Origin of the sequence: Parasphingorhabdus sp. (genome assembly GCF_039982395.1) — a bacterium.
In the GTDB taxonomy this organism is placed as follows: Bacteria; Pseudomonadota; Alphaproteobacteria; order Sphingomonadales; family Sphingomonadaceae; genus Parasphingorhabdus.
Window position 1 is genome coordinate 255,466 of the sequence record NZ_JBDWYO010000001.1, and the last position, 18,825, is coordinate 274,290.

General features: G+C 54.8%; 16 protein-coding genes. 9 read left to right on the forward strand and 7 right to left on the reverse strand.

Annotation, left to right across the window (positions count from 1 at the left end):
- Nucleotides 1–10 precede the first annotated feature (10 nt).
- The 6 genes from ABJV08_RS01300 to ABJV08_RS01325 all read right to left on the reverse strand — a co-directional run bounded on the left by ABJV08_RS01300 (nt 11) and on the right by ABJV08_RS01325 (nt 8,161).
- Nucleotides 11–373 (reverse strand): hypothetical protein, encoded by a 363-nt coding sequence (locus tag ABJV08_RS01300; RefSeq protein ID WP_348039181.1) that lies wholly within the window; start codon nt 371–373, stop codon nt 11–13.
- Nucleotides 370–1,602: a class I SAM-dependent methyltransferase gene (locus tag ABJV08_RS01305; RefSeq protein ID WP_348039180.1), complete on the reverse strand. Its 1,233-nt coding sequence runs from the start codon at nt 1,600–1,602 to the stop codon at nt 370–372. Before ABJV08_RS01305 ends, ABJV08_RS01300 begins: the two co-directional genes overlap by 4 nt.
- Nucleotides 1,599–2,654, reverse strand: a complete 1,056-nt coding sequence (locus ABJV08_RS01310; RefSeq protein ID WP_348039179.1) for a nitrilase-related carbon-nitrogen hydrolase — start codon at nt 2,652–2,654, stop codon at nt 1,599–1,601. The genes ABJV08_RS01305 and ABJV08_RS01310 overlap by 4 nt, the downstream gene beginning before the upstream one ends.
- A 105-nt stretch (nt 2,655–2,759) precedes the next feature.
- Nucleotides 2,760–4,310, reverse strand: coding sequence for an FAD-binding oxidoreductase (locus tag ABJV08_RS01315; protein WP_348039178.1), 1,551 nt, complete (start codon nt 4,308–4,310; stop codon nt 2,760–2,762).
- A complete protein-coding gene (locus tag ABJV08_RS01320) occupies nt 4,310–5,602 on the reverse strand; it encodes an MFS transporter (RefSeq protein ID WP_348039177.1) in 1,293 nt (430 codons plus the stop codon). Before ABJV08_RS01320 ends, ABJV08_RS01315 begins: the two co-directional genes overlap by 1 nt.
- Nucleotides 5,603–5,725: 123 nt before the next feature.
- The gene (locus tag ABJV08_RS01325; RefSeq protein WP_348422301.1) at nt 5,726–8,161 is read right to left on the reverse strand and encodes a TonB-dependent receptor; all 2,436 of its coding nucleotides are present in this window, start codon (nt 8,159–8,161) and stop codon (nt 5,726–5,728) included.
- A gap of 195 nt (nt 8,162–8,356) precedes the next feature.
- Between ABJV08_RS01325 and ABJV08_RS01330 the strand changes: the two genes are divergently transcribed.
- The 6 genes from ABJV08_RS01330 to ABJV08_RS01355 all read left to right on the forward strand — a co-directional run bounded on the left by ABJV08_RS01330 (nt 8,357) and on the right by ABJV08_RS01355 (nt 14,102).
- Nucleotides 8,357–9,040, forward strand: coding sequence for a hypothetical protein (locus tag ABJV08_RS01330; RefSeq protein WP_348039175.1), 684 nt, complete (start codon nt 8,357–8,359; stop codon nt 9,038–9,040).
- Nucleotides 9,041–9,215: 175 nt separating this feature from the next.
- Nucleotides 9,216–10,034 (forward strand): CoA ester lyase, encoded by an 819-nt coding sequence (locus ABJV08_RS01335; RefSeq protein ID WP_348039174.1) that lies wholly within the window; start codon nt 9,216–9,218, stop codon nt 10,032–10,034.
- Between the two features lie 28 nt (nt 10,035–10,062).
- On the forward strand, nt 10,063–10,572 hold the full coding sequence (locus tag ABJV08_RS01340) for a MaoC family dehydratase (protein ID WP_348018731.1): 510 nt from the start codon (nt 10,063–10,065) through the stop codon (nt 10,570–10,572).
- 24 nt (nt 10,573–10,596) lie between these two features.
- Nucleotides 10,597–11,778: an acyl-CoA dehydrogenase family protein gene (locus ABJV08_RS01345; protein WP_348039173.1), complete on the forward strand. Its 1,182-nt coding sequence runs from the start codon at nt 10,597–10,599 to the stop codon at nt 11,776–11,778.
- A gap of 43 nt (nt 11,779–11,821) precedes the next feature.
- Nucleotides 11,822–13,015, forward strand: coding sequence for a CoA transferase (locus tag ABJV08_RS01350; protein ID WP_348039172.1), 1,194 nt, complete (start codon nt 11,822–11,824; stop codon nt 13,013–13,015).
- A 4-nt stretch (nt 13,016–13,019) separates the two neighbouring features.
- Nucleotides 13,020–14,102, forward strand: coding sequence for a CoA transferase (locus tag ABJV08_RS01355; protein ID WP_348039171.1), 1,083 nt, complete (start codon nt 13,020–13,022; stop codon nt 14,100–14,102).
- 5 nt (nt 14,103–14,107) lie between these two features.
- Here the strand turns inward: ABJV08_RS01355 and ABJV08_RS01360 are convergent, their stop codons facing one another.
- The gene (locus tag ABJV08_RS01360; RefSeq protein WP_348039170.1) at nt 14,108–14,860 is read right to left on the reverse strand and encodes a GntR family transcriptional regulator; all 753 of its coding nucleotides are present in this window, start codon (nt 14,858–14,860) and stop codon (nt 14,108–14,110) included.
- 26 nt (nt 14,861–14,886) lie between these two features.
- On the opposite strand from ABJV08_RS01360, the gene ABJV08_RS01365 reads away from it, so the two are divergent.
- The 3 genes from ABJV08_RS01365 to ABJV08_RS01375 are packed head-to-tail and all read left to right on the forward strand — an operon-like array spanning nt 14,887 to nt 18,820.
- Entirely contained in the window at nt 14,887–16,158 is a 1,272-nt protein-coding gene (locus ABJV08_RS01365; RefSeq protein ID WP_348039169.1) for an MmgE/PrpD family protein, read from the forward strand.
- Nucleotides 16,155–17,462 (forward strand): MmgE/PrpD family protein, encoded by a 1,308-nt coding sequence (locus tag ABJV08_RS01370; protein ID WP_348039168.1) that lies wholly within the window; start codon nt 16,155–16,157, stop codon nt 17,460–17,462. The genes ABJV08_RS01365 and ABJV08_RS01370 overlap by 4 nt, the downstream gene beginning before the upstream one ends.
- On the forward strand, nt 17,459–18,820 hold the full coding sequence (locus ABJV08_RS01375) for a phenylacetate--CoA ligase family protein (RefSeq protein ID WP_348039167.1): 1,362 nt from the start codon (nt 17,459–17,461) through the stop codon (nt 18,818–18,820). Before ABJV08_RS01370 ends, ABJV08_RS01375 begins: the two co-directional genes overlap by 4 nt.
- Nucleotides 18,821–18,825 lie beyond the last annotated feature (5 nt).

The following is an 18,825-nucleotide window of genomic DNA, read 5'->3' on the forward strand; positions in this document are numbered from 1 at the left end:
AAACAGGCGCTCAGATTTCCTTGAGCTCCCGGCTGACATCTTCCACTGGCGGTTCGGCCTGCTTGAGCTCCTCGACCATCTGTTGCGGACCACGCATCACCCGATAGATATATTCGCGGATCATCACACCGCGCTCATAGGCAGCCTGTTTGTCCGGGACATAGCCCTCGATATCGTCTCGGGAAATCGTGCCCTTTGTATCTAGCAGGCGTTCAACCGTGTCCATCCGCTCCCGCAGAACCGACACTTCACCGACCACCGCCATCAAGATAGAGAGCATCCGCTCGTCTTGAGGATCATCAAAATATTCCGGTCGCTTGCCCTTGGCCTTTTTATTCGCCGCTGCCATCCAATCAAATGCTGCGTCGTTCATTCTGCTGCCTCCTGCATCTGGCTGGAATTCTTCCACGCGCCATAAGCGTGCCAATAGGCCGCCCGGCCGTGATCCTCATCTTCGCCGGTTGGCGCTTCCGGAAAAATTTCCCGATCGACCACAGCACGCACGCCGGTTTCGAACAATTCTTCCCGGGCAAAGCCAGCGGCAACCATTTGACCTTTCATGTCGAGACTATGCATGGACGACCAGAAGGGTTCATTGTTGTTAAACGCATCCCAATCCCTCAAAAATTGCTCGAACAAAGGCATGCCATCATGATATTCGGGCTGTTCGAGATGCAGCATCAAGCCATCATCGGCCAGCACTCGATAGCCTTCGGAGAGAATTTTGGGCAGCGCCTTGCCGCTGGTTTCGTGCAGGAACATCGTTGTCTGTACCCAGTCAAACGTGCCATCGTCCCAACGTGATAGATCTTCGGCATTGGCCTGAATGAATTTGATATTGGTCGCCCCTAGCGATTGGGCGCGGGCATGCGCATAGCGTAATATCGGTGCAGCTGTATCGATCGCGACAATCTCGCAATTTGGGAAAGCCAGTGCCAGCGGAACAATATTGTGTCCAATGGTACACCCAATATCTAGCACCCGGCGCGGCTCCCATCCCGGACGTTGCTTGCCGATCCATTCGGCCAAAGCCTGTCCACCGCCATCGGAAAGCGCGCCTAGGCCGCCGGCCGTTGTCGCAAAAATACCGCAATCATAATTTGCACCCGCGGAAACGTCGCCTGACTGTTCTTCTCCATGATAGTTGCCCGGCATGCAGTGGATATCGACGGCATTTTGATAACGGGGAATCTCGATCTCGGAGTTGAGTTCCAGCGAGTCCCGGCCTTCGTTAAACTGCCGCGCCTTGGCATTGAGTTCATCGATCTGTCGGAGCACCAGAGCCCGGCCATTTTGCTGACGCATCTCCATGGAATTGCGTTTGAGTGCCGACCAGAATTGATGAAACGGATCATCGTTCATCGCATGGCGGATTTCGAACCTGTCCCGCGGCTCTCGGCCATGCTCCTTTTCAAACTTCGGCAATACCCGATTATCATAAGCCAGCTTGTTGCCGGGGCCCAGAGCGCCAGAAATAAATTTGTTAAAATTGGCCAGAAAATCAAAGCGGGCGATTTCATCATGCGATGCCGACGGCGATACGCCGTGCCGGGCGACCGCGGTATATGGGGGTGCTACATCAAGCTTTTGGTCGTTGCTCATATCAGGTCATCCTTGATCATGCGTTCAATCACCTCTTCCTGAGTCCGTAGGAAATAATCACGGTCAGGAATTTGTGCCTCTCCATCCTTCATCAGGCCGTTGGCGCCGTGTATCCGTATATCTCCGTACGTGGCCGCAAAAAGATCGAGTCTCTGACGTGCGAGAAAATTGGTCATCGCTGGTTTGCGGCGCGCTGCACGCAAAGCGCCCAGATCAATGTCTGCGAACGCGGTAAACGTCTCGCCACTATTGGATTCGGCCAGCACTCTGCCTTTATAGTCGACCACCAGACTGTTGCCATCGGCAGAAGCGAGAGGGAGAGTGGTATTTTCTATGCCGGCGGTATTTGCCGATACGACATAGGCCATATTTTCCTGCGCGCGCGCGCGCTTGCCGATATCCTTTGGCGTATCGAGCGGCGAACCGATTTCCGAGCTGCTATGAACGAATATTTCCGCGCCCCGCAGCGCATGGGCTCGCGCGATTTCGGGATAGAGTATCTCTTCCGATGCAATGGCGGCCAGATTACCAATCTCCGTCTTTGCAACAGGGAACACGCCGTCGATCCCGTAAACATCAAGATATTTGGACCAGACGTCATGGGGTGTCGGCGCGAACATCGAATTCAACCGGCGATAGCGCAGCACAACATCACCGGAAGGGGCGACAATGAAGCTGGCCTGAAAATAGAGACCCGGAAAATGCTTGTCCACTTCATAAGCATTGCCCGCGACGTACATTTTGAGGCGCTGTGCCATCGCGCCCAACGCTTCATATTCCGGGCCATCCACCTCCAGCGCAGCCTTTTCGGCGAAATCGGGAATTGATATCCGACCGGGATAGCTGGTCAGCAGATATTCCGGTAACACTGCGAGTTTCACCGGATTGCCGGCATATTGCTTGATGAAAATAGTCGCCGATCGAATCTTGGTTTCGACTTCACCGACCATCGCCAGCATTTGCGCGCGCGCTGCGGCTTTGTCTGGTGCCTTCTCAACCGACCTTGCGGCCAATTGCATGGCAACCGCCGCATATGTTTTGCTATCTGTCATGCTATCATCATCACCATTCTTCTGTGTGGCCGCAAGAACCGTTGTGGGCGTCGAAGCGCATATTGCCGCGGCCAACATCTGTCTGCGGTCAAAATCCATAGCCCGTCAGAGCCCCAATGATCCCGGATTCATAAGGCCTCTGGGGTCTAGAGATTTCTTGAGATGAACGAGCAAAGCGTCTGCCGCGGGATCCAGGCTGTCGCGATAACGATAGGTCCGCCCGATTTGCAAATGCGCAGCACCCTGCTCATAAAAGAGATCCACAAGCGCTTGCTTCATTTTCTGTGCAAAGGCCCAGGCTTCAGGATTGGCATCCAATTGCGGCAGCTTGGCAAGATGCGCATCTTCCACGGTATCCCGGTGGAGCGGATTGGATGCATCGGGCCAATATAAGCAAGGCTCGATGATCGCACCCGAACCGCTGACGCCCGACACCAGAGTGCCAGTAAAAATTCCAAGCGCATCCATTTCATCCTGATGATGGGCAAACAAGGTCTTGATTGCATCATAGCAGGCAACGGCTCTGGAATGCGGAAGCAATCCGTGTACGGGTGCCCATCTTTGTCCCTCGGGGCCGAGCATGGAATTGAGTGGTCCGAAAGGATTGGCGCGAACGATCTTGGGGATCGTATTTTCAGTCTCGGTTGCACCATTGGCCAAGGCCAATTTGCGAGCGTGTTCCAAATCATCATCGGCCGCCGCCTGTGTCCGGGCTTCGGTGAGAACATGGAGCGAAAATTTGGCTTCATCCATAAAATCGCGCCCAGCCGCGACGACCTTCGCGCCTTCCTTGATCGCGCCCCAGACCGAGCCCTGTTTCTTCATCATCTTACCGAGTGCTTTTGCATCGCTGGTGAGGCTGTCGCGCTTCATCCGAATGGCATTCAAGCTGGGATCGAAACCAAAACACTCAGTGGACACGCCAGAGCGTTCGATTTCACCCAGCGCGGCGAGCGTATCGTCGTGGGTTTCAAAGCTGAAACTGGCATAGCCATGGGCTTCCGCTTCCGGGACAAGGCGCAGTGTGATATTTGCCTTCATTCCCAGAGACCCAGTGTCAGCCAGAAAGATACCGGTCAGATCGGGACCATAGGGTCGGGTAAATTTTGCGCCAGTGTTTAGGATTGTGCCATCAGCCAACACCACTTCCATCGCAATGCAGCTTTGTGCCGCCGTGCCATAGCGACCGGATCCCCAGAACACGCAATTTTGACTCATCCCGCCGCCAATAGTGGCTTGTAGGCCAGACAATGTTCCCCAAAACGGCGTGCGCAGACCTTTGGCCCGCAGCGCTTCGTAAAGAGCAGCCCATGTGCAGCCCGCTTCCACCGTGACCGTCATATCGGTTTCGTTGATCTCCAATATACGGTCCATCGATGCCAGGTCGAAGAGCACGGCCTCTGGCTTGCTTGACGTATAGCCGCCGGTGTAGCTCATCCCGCCACCGCGCGGGATCACGGTGATATTTTGGGAGGTTGTCGCTGCAATAGCCGCTGACAATTCGTCCCGATTCTCGGGCCGGACCACAGCCAGCAAGTCCGCGCCACGCTGATAAACATCATGCGCGTAGAAATCGAGCGTGTCGGGATCGGTCAACACGGTCACACCGGTTTGAGCAATATGGTCAGCAGCCGTCGAGTTGGGTTGGGTTGCCATCAGTTAGTCTCCATTGTCAGCGTGTCAGTGGCCGGTGCCTCTACTTCCGGCAAGCTATCCGGGTAGCGACCAAGCAACAGCAGCAGCCCACCCCCAATGACGAAGGCAAACATTGCGATCGACAGGACGGGATCATAGCTTCCGGTTGTGTCCCTGACATTGGCATATATGATCGGTGAAAGGGCCGAGAAAAAGCCGAAGGGCATGTATAGCATGCCGTAAATCTTGCCGTAATTGGCCATACCGAAATAGCGCCCGGTGAGATAAGCGATCAGATCGCTCTCGGCGCCTGCAGCAAAGCCCAGCAGAAAACCGGCAACGGCCGCCATCGGGAATGCAATATTGTCACCAAGCAATATATAGCAGGATATGGCCGGCAAGCAGAGGAGTGGAAAAGCGACAAAACCGGCCCAGAAACGATCGAGCAGCATCCCGGTAATGATCCGTCCGGCAAAAATCCCGATCCCCAAAACGCCCATCACCGAGGCAGCGGTTTGGGCCTCTAGCCCGCGATCCGACAACATGGTTGGGAGGTTGATAAAGGCACCACCGAAGGACCCCGCAACAATTGCGATGGAAACCCAAATCAGCCAGAATCGATAATCTTTCAATGCCACGCTCAGAGTGACCCCGGTCAAATTGCCGCTTGCCCCGGCGATGGCCTTCGGCCGCTCGTCGGTTCGCGGCTCGCGAAACAGGAAGTAACCAATGGGAAGAGCAATGACCAAAGGCAAGATAGCCACGATCGCGAACATCGACCGCCAGCCGTAACTTTCGATCCCCCAGACCGCGAGCTTGGGCACAGTAATCGCCGCGAGACTGGTGCCCATCAAGAGAATGCCCAGCGCAAGACCCCGATGCTTGTAAAACCACAGGTTAATCGCACGGCTCCAGCTAACCGGTGTCGAACCGATCCCGACCAGGCCGACCAGAACCCACAAGGCATAGTATATATAGAGCGTGGACGTGACTTGCGCGGTTGGCGTCAACGCGATCATTCCAAAAGAGACACCAAAGGCCAGCAGCGAATATAGTGCGACTTTTCGCACGCCATATTTGTCAGCCAACGACCCGAAAAATGGTGCCAGCAGCGACGCGATGATTCCAAAAATGGTGATTGGTAGCAATATCTGGGTTCGGGTCCAGCCAAATTCTGCAATCAGCGGTTCAACCGTAAAGCCTATGACATTGAACGGGAGCGGGGAAGCACCGCAAGCGACGCCGAGCACACTGGCGAACAGAACTTTCCAGCCGAGAGCAAATTCACCGCGTTCTTCTGTGGTCGCTACCATATCGCCTCACTGTTGAAAATTTGTCCGGACAACTATAAGCCTGCCATCCTATTATACCAGAATAAAAAAGGCGAACCGAAACGGCTCGCCTTTCATTTAAAGAATGATCTGTCCGCTAGGGGATCAGAACGCGAACCGTCCTTTGATCATGAATGTCCGTGGCGGGTTCAGATAGCTATAGTTGGCCAGTGCCGATTCAACCGATTCCTGATCGAAGCAGTTTTTGCACTCTGCTGTGAGCGACCAACCGGTATCACTCTTAAGTGCGATCGAACCGTTGACGATCCAACGCGCAGCCGAGAAAGAACCGGAACTTGGAACAATCGGACTGCCAAGGCCTTGCGTATTGCTGGGATATACGGTGCCAGTATTCGGCCCGGTGACGGCTTGGTCAAACAAGGTAAGCTCACTTGTACCCACTTCACTCTTACTCCGCCAATTGGCGTTGAGAGACGGCACCAAAGACAGGCCCCCGCCCATTTCAGCGTCGTAGCTACCACCAATTGAGATGGTCCAGTCAGGAGTACGGACGGGCTCAGCGAGCGAACCATCCGGTGCGACAATACCCGCGCCGCAGGAAGACGCATTGTCCGCTCCGGCAGTATTGGGAAGCAGTCCGGCAGCCAGTTGCCCTAGGCAAGCCGCCTGCTGAGCAGGCACAGATTGGACGCCAAACGCATCGAAGGCTGGCGCATTGGCATCAATACGATATTCGTCATCCTGATATCCAAGAGAAGCGAACAGATTTAACCCGTCGACAGGAGCGGTGTTCAATTCAACCTCGATGCCTTTGTTACGATAATCTGCAAAATTTCGGGTGATGAAGGCGATTGATCCGTTACCGCGAATGAAGGCCGAGGGGGTCTGCAAATTCGACACATCCAGCCAGAACGCCGTCACATTAAGCCGAACACGGTTATCAAGAAACTCGGTCTTGGCACCAAGTTCATAGCTCCAGGCGGTTTCCGGGCCGAAAGGCAGAAGTTCGGTTGCCGATGTGCCCCGAGCGTTCCAACCGCCCGACTTGAATCCACGTGTTGCAGAAGCAAAAATCAAGAAATCTTCACTCGCTTTATAATTGAGCGCAATTCTGGGAGTCCACAATCCAACCGATTGGTTGGGAGGAATAGCCGCGCCATTGGCAGCCGTCAGATTGATTGTATTGATACAAGAGGCTTCGATAGAACCATCATTGCAGCTGGCCCGATTGTCCCGGATATCAAACGACTTTTTCTCGTCGGTGTATCGGATACCAGCGGTAAGCTTCAATTGCTCGGACAAATTGACATCGGCCTGCACATAGCCGGCCCAGGCTTCAGCAGTATTATTGATCGTTCGATCAGCCAGAATGATCGGGAAACCTGTTGGCGCGGGCGCGAACGGCAAAGTGAACAAATCACCAAAGTCTGTCGTATTGTCTTCATGGAAATAGTAGACCCCGCCGACAAAATCCAACAAGCCGTCTCCGAGTGATCCGGTTACCTTGATTTCCTGAGTGAACTGCGTGTGTTCGCCCTGGTTCGATATGGTAAACCCACCAAAGGTGTAGCCGGCAACCGGTGGAATGGGATTGCCGGTGTTCGGCAGTCCGCGGCCATCCGCAAAATCCAACGCGAAATTCTGTTTGATATCAACAAAACCGGTAATCAGGTTAACCGTCAGATCTCCAAACCCGAGTTCGAGATTGGAAGAGACAAAGTTCATATCGACTTCATTGCCGAGACCGAAATCATTCTTCGGACCGGTTAGACGTCCCCCAAAATTCCCGTTCTTGGAGAAACCGGTCGTCACGAAACGGCCGTCGCAATTGGTGGGATTGGCGGGATCACAATCAAAATTCACAATATTCCCGGCGTCTGCATGGGTCCGAATATAGGATCCGGTCCAACGCGCATTGTCAGAGAGTTCACCCCGGAAGCCAACGCGAACACCCCAACCGTCATTTTGGTTGGCACGCTCACCATTGGTGGTGTTTATCGCATAGCCCTGATCATCTTGAAAATAGCCCGAGACTTTAACCGCGAACGTATCAGCGAGGGGAACATCGACCGAGGCGCGAACCATATAGCGTTCATAACTGCCATATCCGGCTTCGACATAGCCGGCGAACTCGTCGCCCGGCTCCTTCAGGAATACGTTGACCGCACCGCCAGTAGTATTCCGCCCAAAGAGAGTGCCCTGTGGGCCGCGAAGCACTTCCACACGATCCACGTCAAAGAAGGAGAGGTTATTGGCATTTTGGCGCGACATGTAGATGTCATCGACATAGGTGCCGATGGGCGGATCGAAAGTCGCGATTGATTCCGTGTTACCGATCCCGCGCAGATAGTAGCTATTGGCGGTTCCAAGCCCGGTGTTGTTAAGGCCGACCAGATTGGGAACGAACTGGGTTACTTCCAAAGCATTGGAAACGCCGCGGGTCTCAAGCTCTGCCGCATTGAACGCGCTAATCGCAATCGGGACGTCTTGCACGCTTTCTTGGCGACGCTGGGCGGTCACAACAATGACGTTAAGGCCACCATCCTGCTCTGCTTCGTCGGTTGAGGCGGACTGCGCCATGGCAGGTGAAGCCGAAGCAATGCATGCAAGGGCAGACGAAACAAGTAGGATTTTTTTCATATTTTGAAACTCCCGGAGCTTTTTAGTTGTCCGGACAAATCTACATACTGTATACAGTTTGGCAACAGTTTGATTTGCTAGCGGTTCATTTCGGTGAAAATATGTGGCAAAAAGGGCGCATAAAGGAAGAATATTATGGATTTTATGGCGATCAGTTTTTACCAACTCCTTGTTTTTGTACACATCATTCTGTTCGTACTGTGGCTGGGTGCCGACGTCGGCGTGTTCATGCTCGGGCAGCATTTCCGCAAGCGGGAGCAATATGACCTGCCGCAGCGGCTGGTATTGCTACAGCTTCTGGTCAACCTGGATATGGTCCCGCGCACCGCCTGGGCGTTGATGGTGCCATTGACACTCACCATGGTTGATGCCGGCGGTTGGTGGGTCTTGCCGGGCTGGGCCCTTGCGGCAGCATGGGCGGTTGGCGGCTTCTGGCTGTGGCTGGTCTGGGATGCACACCGACATGATCAAACCCCGAGAGCGGCGCGGGATAAAAAGATTGAATCGCTCCTGACCATTGGCCTGACCGCCTTCTACATCGGCTTGGGAATTATCTCGCTGGCACAGGGCGCACCCCTCGCACCGGCCTGGCTAGCAACAAAGGCGCTAATGTTTGGACTGATATTTGCAGCCGCCATCATGATTGATGTCGCCTTTAAACCGGTGGGCCCTCAGCTTGGCAAACTGATTGCCGAAGGATCTTCGGATGAGACCGAGATTCCGTTGCTCAACACCATGAACCGCACGCGGATCTGGGTTTGGATTGTATATCTGCTGCTGGTTGCAACGGCATTTCTTGGCAACATCAAGCCGTTTTAACCGCAATCGCGGTTCTGTAGACCACATCGGCAAACCGCATAGTGCCGACAGCAAAGCCGCATTCCAGAATTTCTATCGCCCTGCGAATAGGATGGAATAATTTCACTTTCAGGTTGACTTTATATTTGTCCGGACAAATTTAGGGGCGACACTAATTTCTAGAATATTGGACATCATGACCAGCTTCACAAACTTTCTTTTTGTTCCGGCAAACCGTCCTGAGCGCTATGAAAAAGCGGCCTCTAGCGGCACTGACATTATCTGTATCGATCTGGAAGACTCGGTCCCGGCAGATCAAAAAGAAACCGCCCGTGAGTCCGTTTTAACGGCTCTCTCTGGTCTCGATCGGCAGAAGACGGCGGTTCGAATCAACGGATTGAAAACAGCGGCTGGCCTAGCGGACCTCCTGGCGCTCGCAACTTCCGAACATAGTCCATCTCTGGTTTTTCTGCCGATGGTGGAGTGTGAAAGCGAAGTGGAAATTGCTCACAATATTTTGGGCGACAAGGTCGACGGCCTGATTCCGCTGATCGAGACCGTAAGAGGCCTGCGCGCTGGCGATGCCATTGCCGCCAGCGAAGGCGTTACCGCGATGATGTTTGGTGGTGGCGATTTTTCCGCAGAGCTGGGAACCAAGCTGGAATGGGAACCGTTGCTGGCTGCGAGAGGCGGTTTCATCATGTGCTGTGCATCAGCGCAGGTCATGGCGATTGATGTGCCCTATATCGACATGTCAAACGAGGCCGGACTGGCGGAAGAATGTGCCAAAGCAAAGGCTATGGGATTCCATGCCAAGGCCGCGATCCACCCCAAGCAAATCACTGCCATTCAGACCGCGATGCGGCCGAGCGAAGCAGAGTTGGTAGAGGCAAAGGAAGCGTTGACGGCCTACGATCAGGCGGGCGGCAAAGCGATTAGTCACAATGGCCGTATGTTAGAAGCGCCGGTCATGGAGCGATACAGACGGATGATAGAGTCCGTCCAAACAAAGTAATATACTATGCAAAAAAGGAACAATAATCATGCGTGATGGAGTCATTGAAGTCAGTCCCGGACGTTTTCGCGAGACATTTGGCCGCTATTTTGAAGATTTTGAAGTCGGCCATATTTACGAACATCGCCCCGGCCGGACGATTACAGACACCGACAATGTGCATTTCACACTGCTGACGATGAACACCCATCCCGCGCATTTCGACTATGAATTTGCCAAAAAAACCGAATTTAAAAAGCCATTGGTCTGCTCGCCACTCACGGTCGCGCTGATGGTGGGAATGAGCGTCTCAGACACTAGTCAGAAAGCGGTTGCCAACCTCGGCTGGGACAAGATCCGTCTCACCCATCCCCTATTCCCGGGTGACACGCTTTATGCCGAGAGTGAAGTGCTCGACAAACGCGAGTCTTCTTCTCGTCCCGAACAGGGTATTGTTATGGTCAAGACCATCGGCAAGAACCAGGATGACAAAGTGGTGTGTACATTTGAACGCACCATGTTGATCTGGAAGCGTGGTTTTGGCGGCGCGGACGATTAAGGTTCGCTAAGAAGGAATATGAAAATGGCTAGTGCCGTAAACGTAAATCAAATCAGAACGATCGACCCCGACGACGAACGCGCTTTCATGGATGCGATAGAGAAATGGGTCGAAGGCGAAGTGAAGCCGGTGGTGATGGAACATGATCACGGCGACATCTGGCCCGAAAAGCTTGTGGCGCAAATGGCCGAAATGGGCCTTTTCGGGGCGACTATCGGTGAAGAATATGGTGGGCTGGGCTTGCCTTCGACCACCTATGCGAAGATCATCGCTTATGTTTCTTCCTACTGGATGGCGATCACTGGTATCGTCAATTCGCACCTGATCATGGCAGCGGCGGTAGAACGCTTCGGCACCGAAGAGCAGAAGATGAAATGGCTACCCAAGTTCGCCAGCGGTGAAATCCGCGGTGGCCTGGCGCTGACCGAACCCAATGCCGGGACAGATTTGCAAGCCATTAGGACGACGGCAGTTCGCGATGGCGATGACTATGTCATAAACGGCACAAAAACCTGGATTTCCAATGGCATCAAAGGCGAATGTTTCGCTTTGCTTGTAAAGACCGATCCGAAAGCTGATCCGCGCTACAACGGCATGAGCTTGATGATTGCACCAAAAGGCGAAGGCTTTGGTGTTGGCAAGAAATTCGACAAACTCGGCTACAAGTCTATCGATAGCGCAGAGTTGATGTTTGACAATTACCGCATCCCCGCTGAAAACTTGATCGGGGGCGTTGAAGGACAAGGGTTTTTCCAGGCAACCGGCGGCTTGGAACTCGGTCGTATCAATGTGGCAGCGCGGGGCGTCGGGCTCGCAGAAGGCGCTTTGCGGCTAGCCACGGAATATGCTCAGCTGCGCGAAACCATGGGCAAACCGATTTGCGAACATCAAGCCATACAGTTGAAGCTGGGTGAAATGGTCACTCGCGCGCGGGCCGCACGATTGCTCACGCTAGATGCTGCAAAAATATATGACCGTGGCGAACGTTGCGATATGGAGGCCGGTATGGCCAAATATTTTGCCTCCGAAGCCGCTGTCAGAAATTCTGAAGAAGGGCTGCGCATTCACGGTGGCTATGGCTATTCAAAAGAATATGACATTGAACGCTATTATCGCGATTCCATCCTGATGTGTATCGGCGAAGGAACCAATGAGATGCAACGTATGATCATTTCGAAACAATGGGTGAAAAGGAATCCCGCTTGATGGCATCCAACATCAATTCAAAATCGTCGCCGAACTGCCTGTCATGAGTGTCAAACAACCCCTCAAGGGCTTTCGGGTCCTATCGGCCGAACAATATGGCGCAGGCCCTTATGGCACGATGTTTCTCGCTCAACTGGGCGCAGATGTAATCAAGATCGAACCGCCCAAAGGCGGTGACACCGCCCGGCATGTCGGACCACATTGGTTGCGCGAGCAGGAAAGCCTCTATTTCCAGAGCTTCAATCTGAACAAGCGGTCCTTGACGCTAGACCTGCGAACCGATCAGGGGGTCGAAATTCTCCACAAGTTGGCCAAGGATGCGCATGTGATGGCGAACAATCTGCGCGGAGATGTTCCGACCAAAATCGGGCTCGACTATGAATCCCTGAAAGCCGTCAATCCGGCAATCGTCTGCGCCCATGTATCGGCCTATGGCCGCGATAATGAGCGCGCAAAATGGCCGGGCTATGATTATCTGATGCAAGCGGAGGCAGGTTTCTGTGCGCTAACCGGAGAGCCTGATGGTCCGCCAGTCCGTTTTGGCCTGTCGATGGTCGACTTCATGTCCGGAACCCAAATGGCCGTGGGTTTGCTCGCCGCGTTGCTTGATGCGCAACGGTCGGGCGAAGGCTGTGACGTCGATGTCGACCTGCTGTCGGCGGCGGTCCACCAGACCAGCTATCCGGCGCTCTGGTATATGAACGAAGGCGACATCACAGAACGTGTGCCCCGCGGCGCGCATCCGTCGGCGACGCCAAGCCAGATGTTCAAGGCCGCAGACGGTTGGATGTTTGTGATGGCGCAGATACCGAAATTCTGGCCAATTCTGTGCGAACGCATCGGTCACAATGATTTGATTGCCGATCCACGCTTTGACACGCCCGCCAATCGCCTCACCAACCGCGCAGAACTCTCCCCCTTGCTGGATGCGGTTTTCAGCACCCAGCCGATCGCGCACTGGATGGAATTGTTGCAAGGCCTCGTGCCGGTATCGCCGGTCTATGAACTCGACCAGGCGCTGGACAATCCCTGGCTCGAAACCATCGGAATGCGCGACACGATTAGCCACCCAGACAAATCTGAAATGGACGTGCTTTCCAGTCCGATCAAACTGAATGGCGAGCGCCTGCCAAACAAGGCCGGGCCTTTGCTGGGGGCAGACAGCGACGCCATCCTGAGCGAAATCGGATATGATGGCGACGCCATCGCGCAGCTCCGTGCAGGCGGAGTTATTTGATCTGATGGGAAAATTGTCCGGCATAAAGGTTGTTGACTTGTCGCTGTTCTTGCCGGGACCGATGCTGACGATGATGATGGCCGACCATGGCGCCGAGGTGATCAAGGTTGAACCACCCGCCGGTGATCCGGCTAGGGACATGGAACCCGTTGAGGCTGGTCAATCGGTCTGGTTCCGCAATCTTAATCGCGGCAAGCAAGGCATCGCTCTGGATCTGAAATCCGACAAGGGTCGGGATCGACTTTGGGCGTTGCTGGCAGATGCCGATGTCATGATCGAAGGCTTTCGGCCTGGCGTGATGAAGCGCCTTGGCTTTGACTATGATGCGGTTGCGGCGAAAAACCCGCGGATCGTCTATTGTTCGATTTCCGCCTTTGGTCAGGAAGGCGAAATGGCGCATCACCCGGCCCATGATCTGGCGGTGCAGGCGCTTTCCGGATTTCTATCGGTCAATGACGGCCCTGACGGCATGCCGGTTGTACCGGGCGTGCCTTCCGCTGATATGGCCGCGGGCTTGAACGGACTGTCGGCCGTTCTGATGGCCCTTCTCGGTCGGGAGAAGACCGGCCGGGGCGATTATGTCGATATCGCCATGTATGATTCGATGCTGCCCTGGTGCGCCCATATCGCCGGCGAAGCGATCCGAGGTGGGCAGTCTCCGACATCCCAGGCGCAACGGTCACTCGGCGGGGCGGCATTTTACAATGTTTATGAAACCCTGGACGGCAAGCATGTGGTTTTGGGCGCGCGCGAAGTGAAATTTGCCAAAGTTCTGCTCACCGCGCTCGACCGGCTGGACTTGCTGCCACTCGCCGAAATGGAAGCCGGAGCGCCGCAAAAACCCCTGATAGAATTTCTGCGCAGCACATTTGCGACCAAGAGTCGCGATCAATGGGTGCAATGGTTTTCCGACAAGGACGTGGCCTTTTCGCCCGTGCTCGATTTTCGCGAAGCGTTGGATCAGGACTTTGTCAGAGAAAGAGGCTTGCGGGTCGAAGCGAACGATTCGCATCAGATCGCGCCCGCATTCCGGTTTCAATCAGAAGAAGACTGGCAACCGTCAGATGCACCGGACCTGCTTAAATGATGGGTTCAGTCGACCTCGATATGCATCGAATAGGCAAAGCGTTCGCCCGGATGGTAACTGGCCGAAATTTCAAACAGCCGATCATTCTGATCAAAATAGCAGCGCAAAATACGCAAGATCGGATCGCCTTCATCAAGGCCCAGATCGGCCGCGAAATTCTCGGTCGCGGCAATCGCCTGAATGTCCTGGGTCACGCGACCGGTGGTCAAATCCCCCAATTCTTCGATCTGTCCAAAGAGCGTAGCGGCATCGATATCAATCTTGTCGACCACATCGGCAAGATCCGGATTGATCCAGGCGACAGTCATCGCGATCGGACGTTTTCGTCCGGGCTTCAATCTTGTTCCGTGAAAGACAAACCATTTCCGTTGCGGCGTTATCCCGGTTTGCTCGGCAATTTTAACCGGAATTTCCTGCGGTGGCAGCTTTTCAAAACTGATCGTCGTGTCATGCGCATATTGCAAAATCTCGCCGACATTGCTCAGCGGTTGATGCAGGGCTCCAGCGCGGGCGGTGGCCGGTTGTACGATGGTTCCGGATCCCCGCTTGCGAGCGATCAAACCTTCGGAGGTCAGCTTGCGCAGGGCCTCTCGAACCGTGAACCGGCTAACGTCGAATTTCTTGCAAAGCACCGACTCGGTCGGGAAATCTCCGGGATCGGAATAGTCCCCGCGCAATACTTCTACGCGCAGTTCATCCGCCAATTCCAAGTAACGAGGCTTCTTCTTCTTGGAAGCTTTAGATTTTTGTCCGGACATAAATTAGCCTTAAGGCGGGCAGCGGCATGACGCAAGAGAGCCTGACCGAGAAACTCGCAACCCATTTGATGCGCCCCGTCGATGAGGCCACGCGGCAGCGGGCGCGATTACATCTGCTGGATTGGCTCGGGTGTATCGCAGGCGCGCGGCAGAGTGAGCTTGCCGATAAAATTATTCACAAAGTTGATATTGAGTACGACCCGCTGGATATGGCTCGCTGGTTTGGAAACTTACTCGAAATGGATGATGTGCATCGTACATCTATACTTCATCCGGGGCCGATTGTTTGGCCAGCCGCATTGTCATCTACTCCGGAGACTATGGATGATGCGCTAGTCCGCGCTGTTAAGGGTTACGAAGCCACCATCGCGGTAGGATCGACCCTCGATACCGCGCATTATAGGAATTATCACAACACAGCCACCGCTGGCGTGTTTGGAGCAGTTGCTGCTTTTTGGGCTTATGATGACTCCATGCCTGAGGGTTTTCCCGAAGAAATCAAAACAATGACCTCCGCATTTGGTTTGGCTGGTTCCGTCACAAGCGGACTTTGGCAGATGCGAAACGAAATTGGTGATACCAAACAATGGCACATAGTTGCTGCGCACGACACTGGGAATCATGCGTGTTGTTATGCTTGGGATGGCCTAGTCGGTCCCCGTTTCATTCTCGAAGGCCCGCAAGGCCTCTACGCAGCCACTTGCGAAAACCCCAAACCCATGACCTTCCCTGATCAATGGCGCATTCACGAAGTCAGTTTCAAGCCATGGGGAGCCTGCCGCCATGCCCATCCGGCGATTGATGTGGCACTGGAACTGAAAGCGAAGCTCGGTTCGCTGGACGGCGATATTCTCGTAGAAACTTACGCCGATGCGATCAGCTTTTGTGACCGGCCTGACCCGCAATCGGTGAACGACGCGAAATTTTCGATCCAGCATGCGGTTGCTATTGTCGCCACGAAAGGCGTGCCGGAACTCGCCGACTTTCAACCGGATGCCATCGCCGCACTGGCCGAATTCCGAAGCCGCATCTCGGTCGCTGATGCATCTGACATCACCGATCGCTATCCCGAACATTATGGTGCGCGGATCACCTGCGCGAACGAAACGGTCGCGCTTGTCGATGCGCTGGGCGACCCCGAGCGCCCGCTGTCCAAGGACGGCATAATCGACAAAGCCCGGTCACTCATCGCTTGGGGTGGATTGTCAGAAAAAGAAGCGGACCGCGCGGTTGATCTGGCGCTCAACGGCGATGATGCTGAGGCAATAGACAAAATGCTATCGGACTGGCTGTCATGAGCGCGACCCAGAAGATTCTGGCCTTTGCCAGCGCCGATCATGCGTTGCCTGACTCTGCGAGAGAGGCAGCACAATATTTGTTAAGCGACACCTTAGCAGGCGGAGCCGCTGGTGCGGCATCGGATGAAGCACAAGAGATGCTCGTTGCCGTCCGGAGTTGGGGCTCAGGGGATGCCGCACGCTTGCTGGGTTCGAAGAGCCGCCTGCCCGCGCCGTCCGCAGCCTGGTTCAACGGTTTTGCGATCCACTGCCTCGAATGGGATGCGGTGCATGAACCGGCTGTGGTCCACGCCCTATCGGTGGTCACCGCAGCCCTGCTTGCGTCGGCGGATAGATCGGGCGGCTGCGATCAGGATGATTTTCTAACCGCCCTTGCCGTAGGCGTGGATATCGCCAGCGGTATCGGTGTGGCAGCGACCGGGGCGATGCAGTTTTTCCGCCCCGCGACGGCCGGCATTATCGGCGCATCGCTAGCGGTGGCACGGCTAGAGGGTCTTTCGGATGACCATTTCCCTGATGTTCTAGGACTTGCTTATTCGCAAGCGGCGGGCACGATGCAGGCGCATGTCGAGGCCTCGATCGCACTGCCTCTGCAAATTGCAAATGCATCACGCGCCGCCATCACCGCCGTCGATCTTGCCAAGGCTGGCATGGACGGACCGCATGATGCGCTGGAAGGGCCATTTGGATATTTCACTTTGTTCGAACCCGGCGACCTGACGCGCTATACCGACAATATCGGCCAAGACTGGCTCATCGAAAATGTCAGCGTGAAGCCCTTTCCTTCGGGCCGGGCCAGTCATGGGATATTGGGAGCATTGGACGATATGCTGCGCGACGGTGCACTCGATCCGGCTCAAGTCGTTGCCGTCGATGTCGCTGCCCCGCCGCTAATTCATCGGCTGGTCGGGCGACCTTATAACACCGACATGACCCCCAGCTATGCGCGACTCTGCCTGCCGTTTCTGGTGCCCTTGATGCTGCGCGACCGGATCATCGACCCGCGTTGTTTCACATCGGAAGAATTTGCCAATCCGGCGTTGGTGCAGCTCGGCGAAAAAGTGACCGTCCGGATTGATGACAATCCCGATCACAACGCGCTGGCACCGCAAAGCCTGACCATCACTCTGTCTGATGGCGACAAGATAGAACGGACAATCACCGACAATCTTGGCAGCCCGGATTCGCCAATGTCGGAAGCACAAACCCAATCCAAGCACGATCTGGCCCACAGCCTGGCCAATCCCGATTGTGATCCCCGAATTTTTGATAACCCTCTAGCTTATGCGACGGAGCCCCGATGACTTTTCCGACCTATTTTGAAGCCTTTGATGCCAAACAGATGCTCGACCAATATCCGGTCGGAGATGAATTTGTCCGGCGCTATACCGCCATGTCCCGCGACGAGCTTTATGCCATTCAAGACAAGCAATTCCAAAAACTCATGCACCGCGGTTGGGAGATTCCCTTTTACCAGCGTCTATGGGGCGAGAAAGGCATTGAAGCCGGCGACATCAAAGGGCTGGCCGACATCACGAAACTGCCGGTCTATGACAAGTCCGACCTGATGGCATCGGTCAACGCCCATCCCCCATATGGCGATTTTGACGGGCGCGGCGACAACCCGGTTATTTTCCACACGACCAGCGGAACCACAGGCCGCCCGCAACCGCTGATGTTTGGCCCGAAAGGCCGGGAGGTCACCAATCTTCTGGTCGGGCGCATGTATCGCTGGATGGGGCTGGGCCGGGATGATGTGGTCCAGTCGGTCTATGGCCATGGCATGATCAACGGCGGCCATTATATTCGCGAAGCGGTGACTCATTTCACCAATTCTCTGTTCCTCAGCGCCGGCACAGGCATTGAAACGCGGTCGATCAATCAGGTCAATCTGATGGCCGATTTTGGCGTCACCTGCATGGTCGGTTTTGTCGACTATGTCCGGAAACTGGCCGATGTCGCAGAGGCAGAGAAGCTGTTCGACCGGATCGACCTCAAAATGATCATCGGGCATCTGGGTACCGAGGATCGGGCATCGACCGAAGCCGCTTGGCATGGGGCGAAAGCTTTTGACTGGTATGGCGTCGGCGACACCGGCAGCATCGCTGGCGAAGGGCCAGAGCGGGATGGCCTTTATGTCTGGGAAGACGCCCAATATCTCGAACTGCTCGACATTGACAGCGGCGCACCGGTTGCCGCTGGCGAAACCGGCGACATGGTTGTTACCTGCCTGTTCAAGGACGACATCGCGCCCTGTATCCGGTTCAACACCCATGATATTACCGAGGAACGCACAGACTCCAACGCCACCGGCATGGTGTTCAAACGCATTACCGGCTTCAAGGGCCGCAGCGACAATATGGTGAAGCTGCGCGGGATCAATATCTTCCCCCATGCCGTCGGATCGATCATTGAAAACCGGGAGGATCTAACGGGTGAATATATCTGCTATGTAACCCGCGATGAAAAAGGCCGCGACGAAATGAAGGTGGTACTCGAAAGTCGCGGTGGGTCTGATATGTCTCAGCTATCCGACCTGCTGCGCAAGGGCCTTGGCATCGATATTGAGATTGATCTGGTCGATGTTGGCGGCACCGCAGCAGCAAGCCAGATTGACGTGCGGCAAAAACCGATCCGGCTCATCGACGAACGGGGGCTATGATCTGA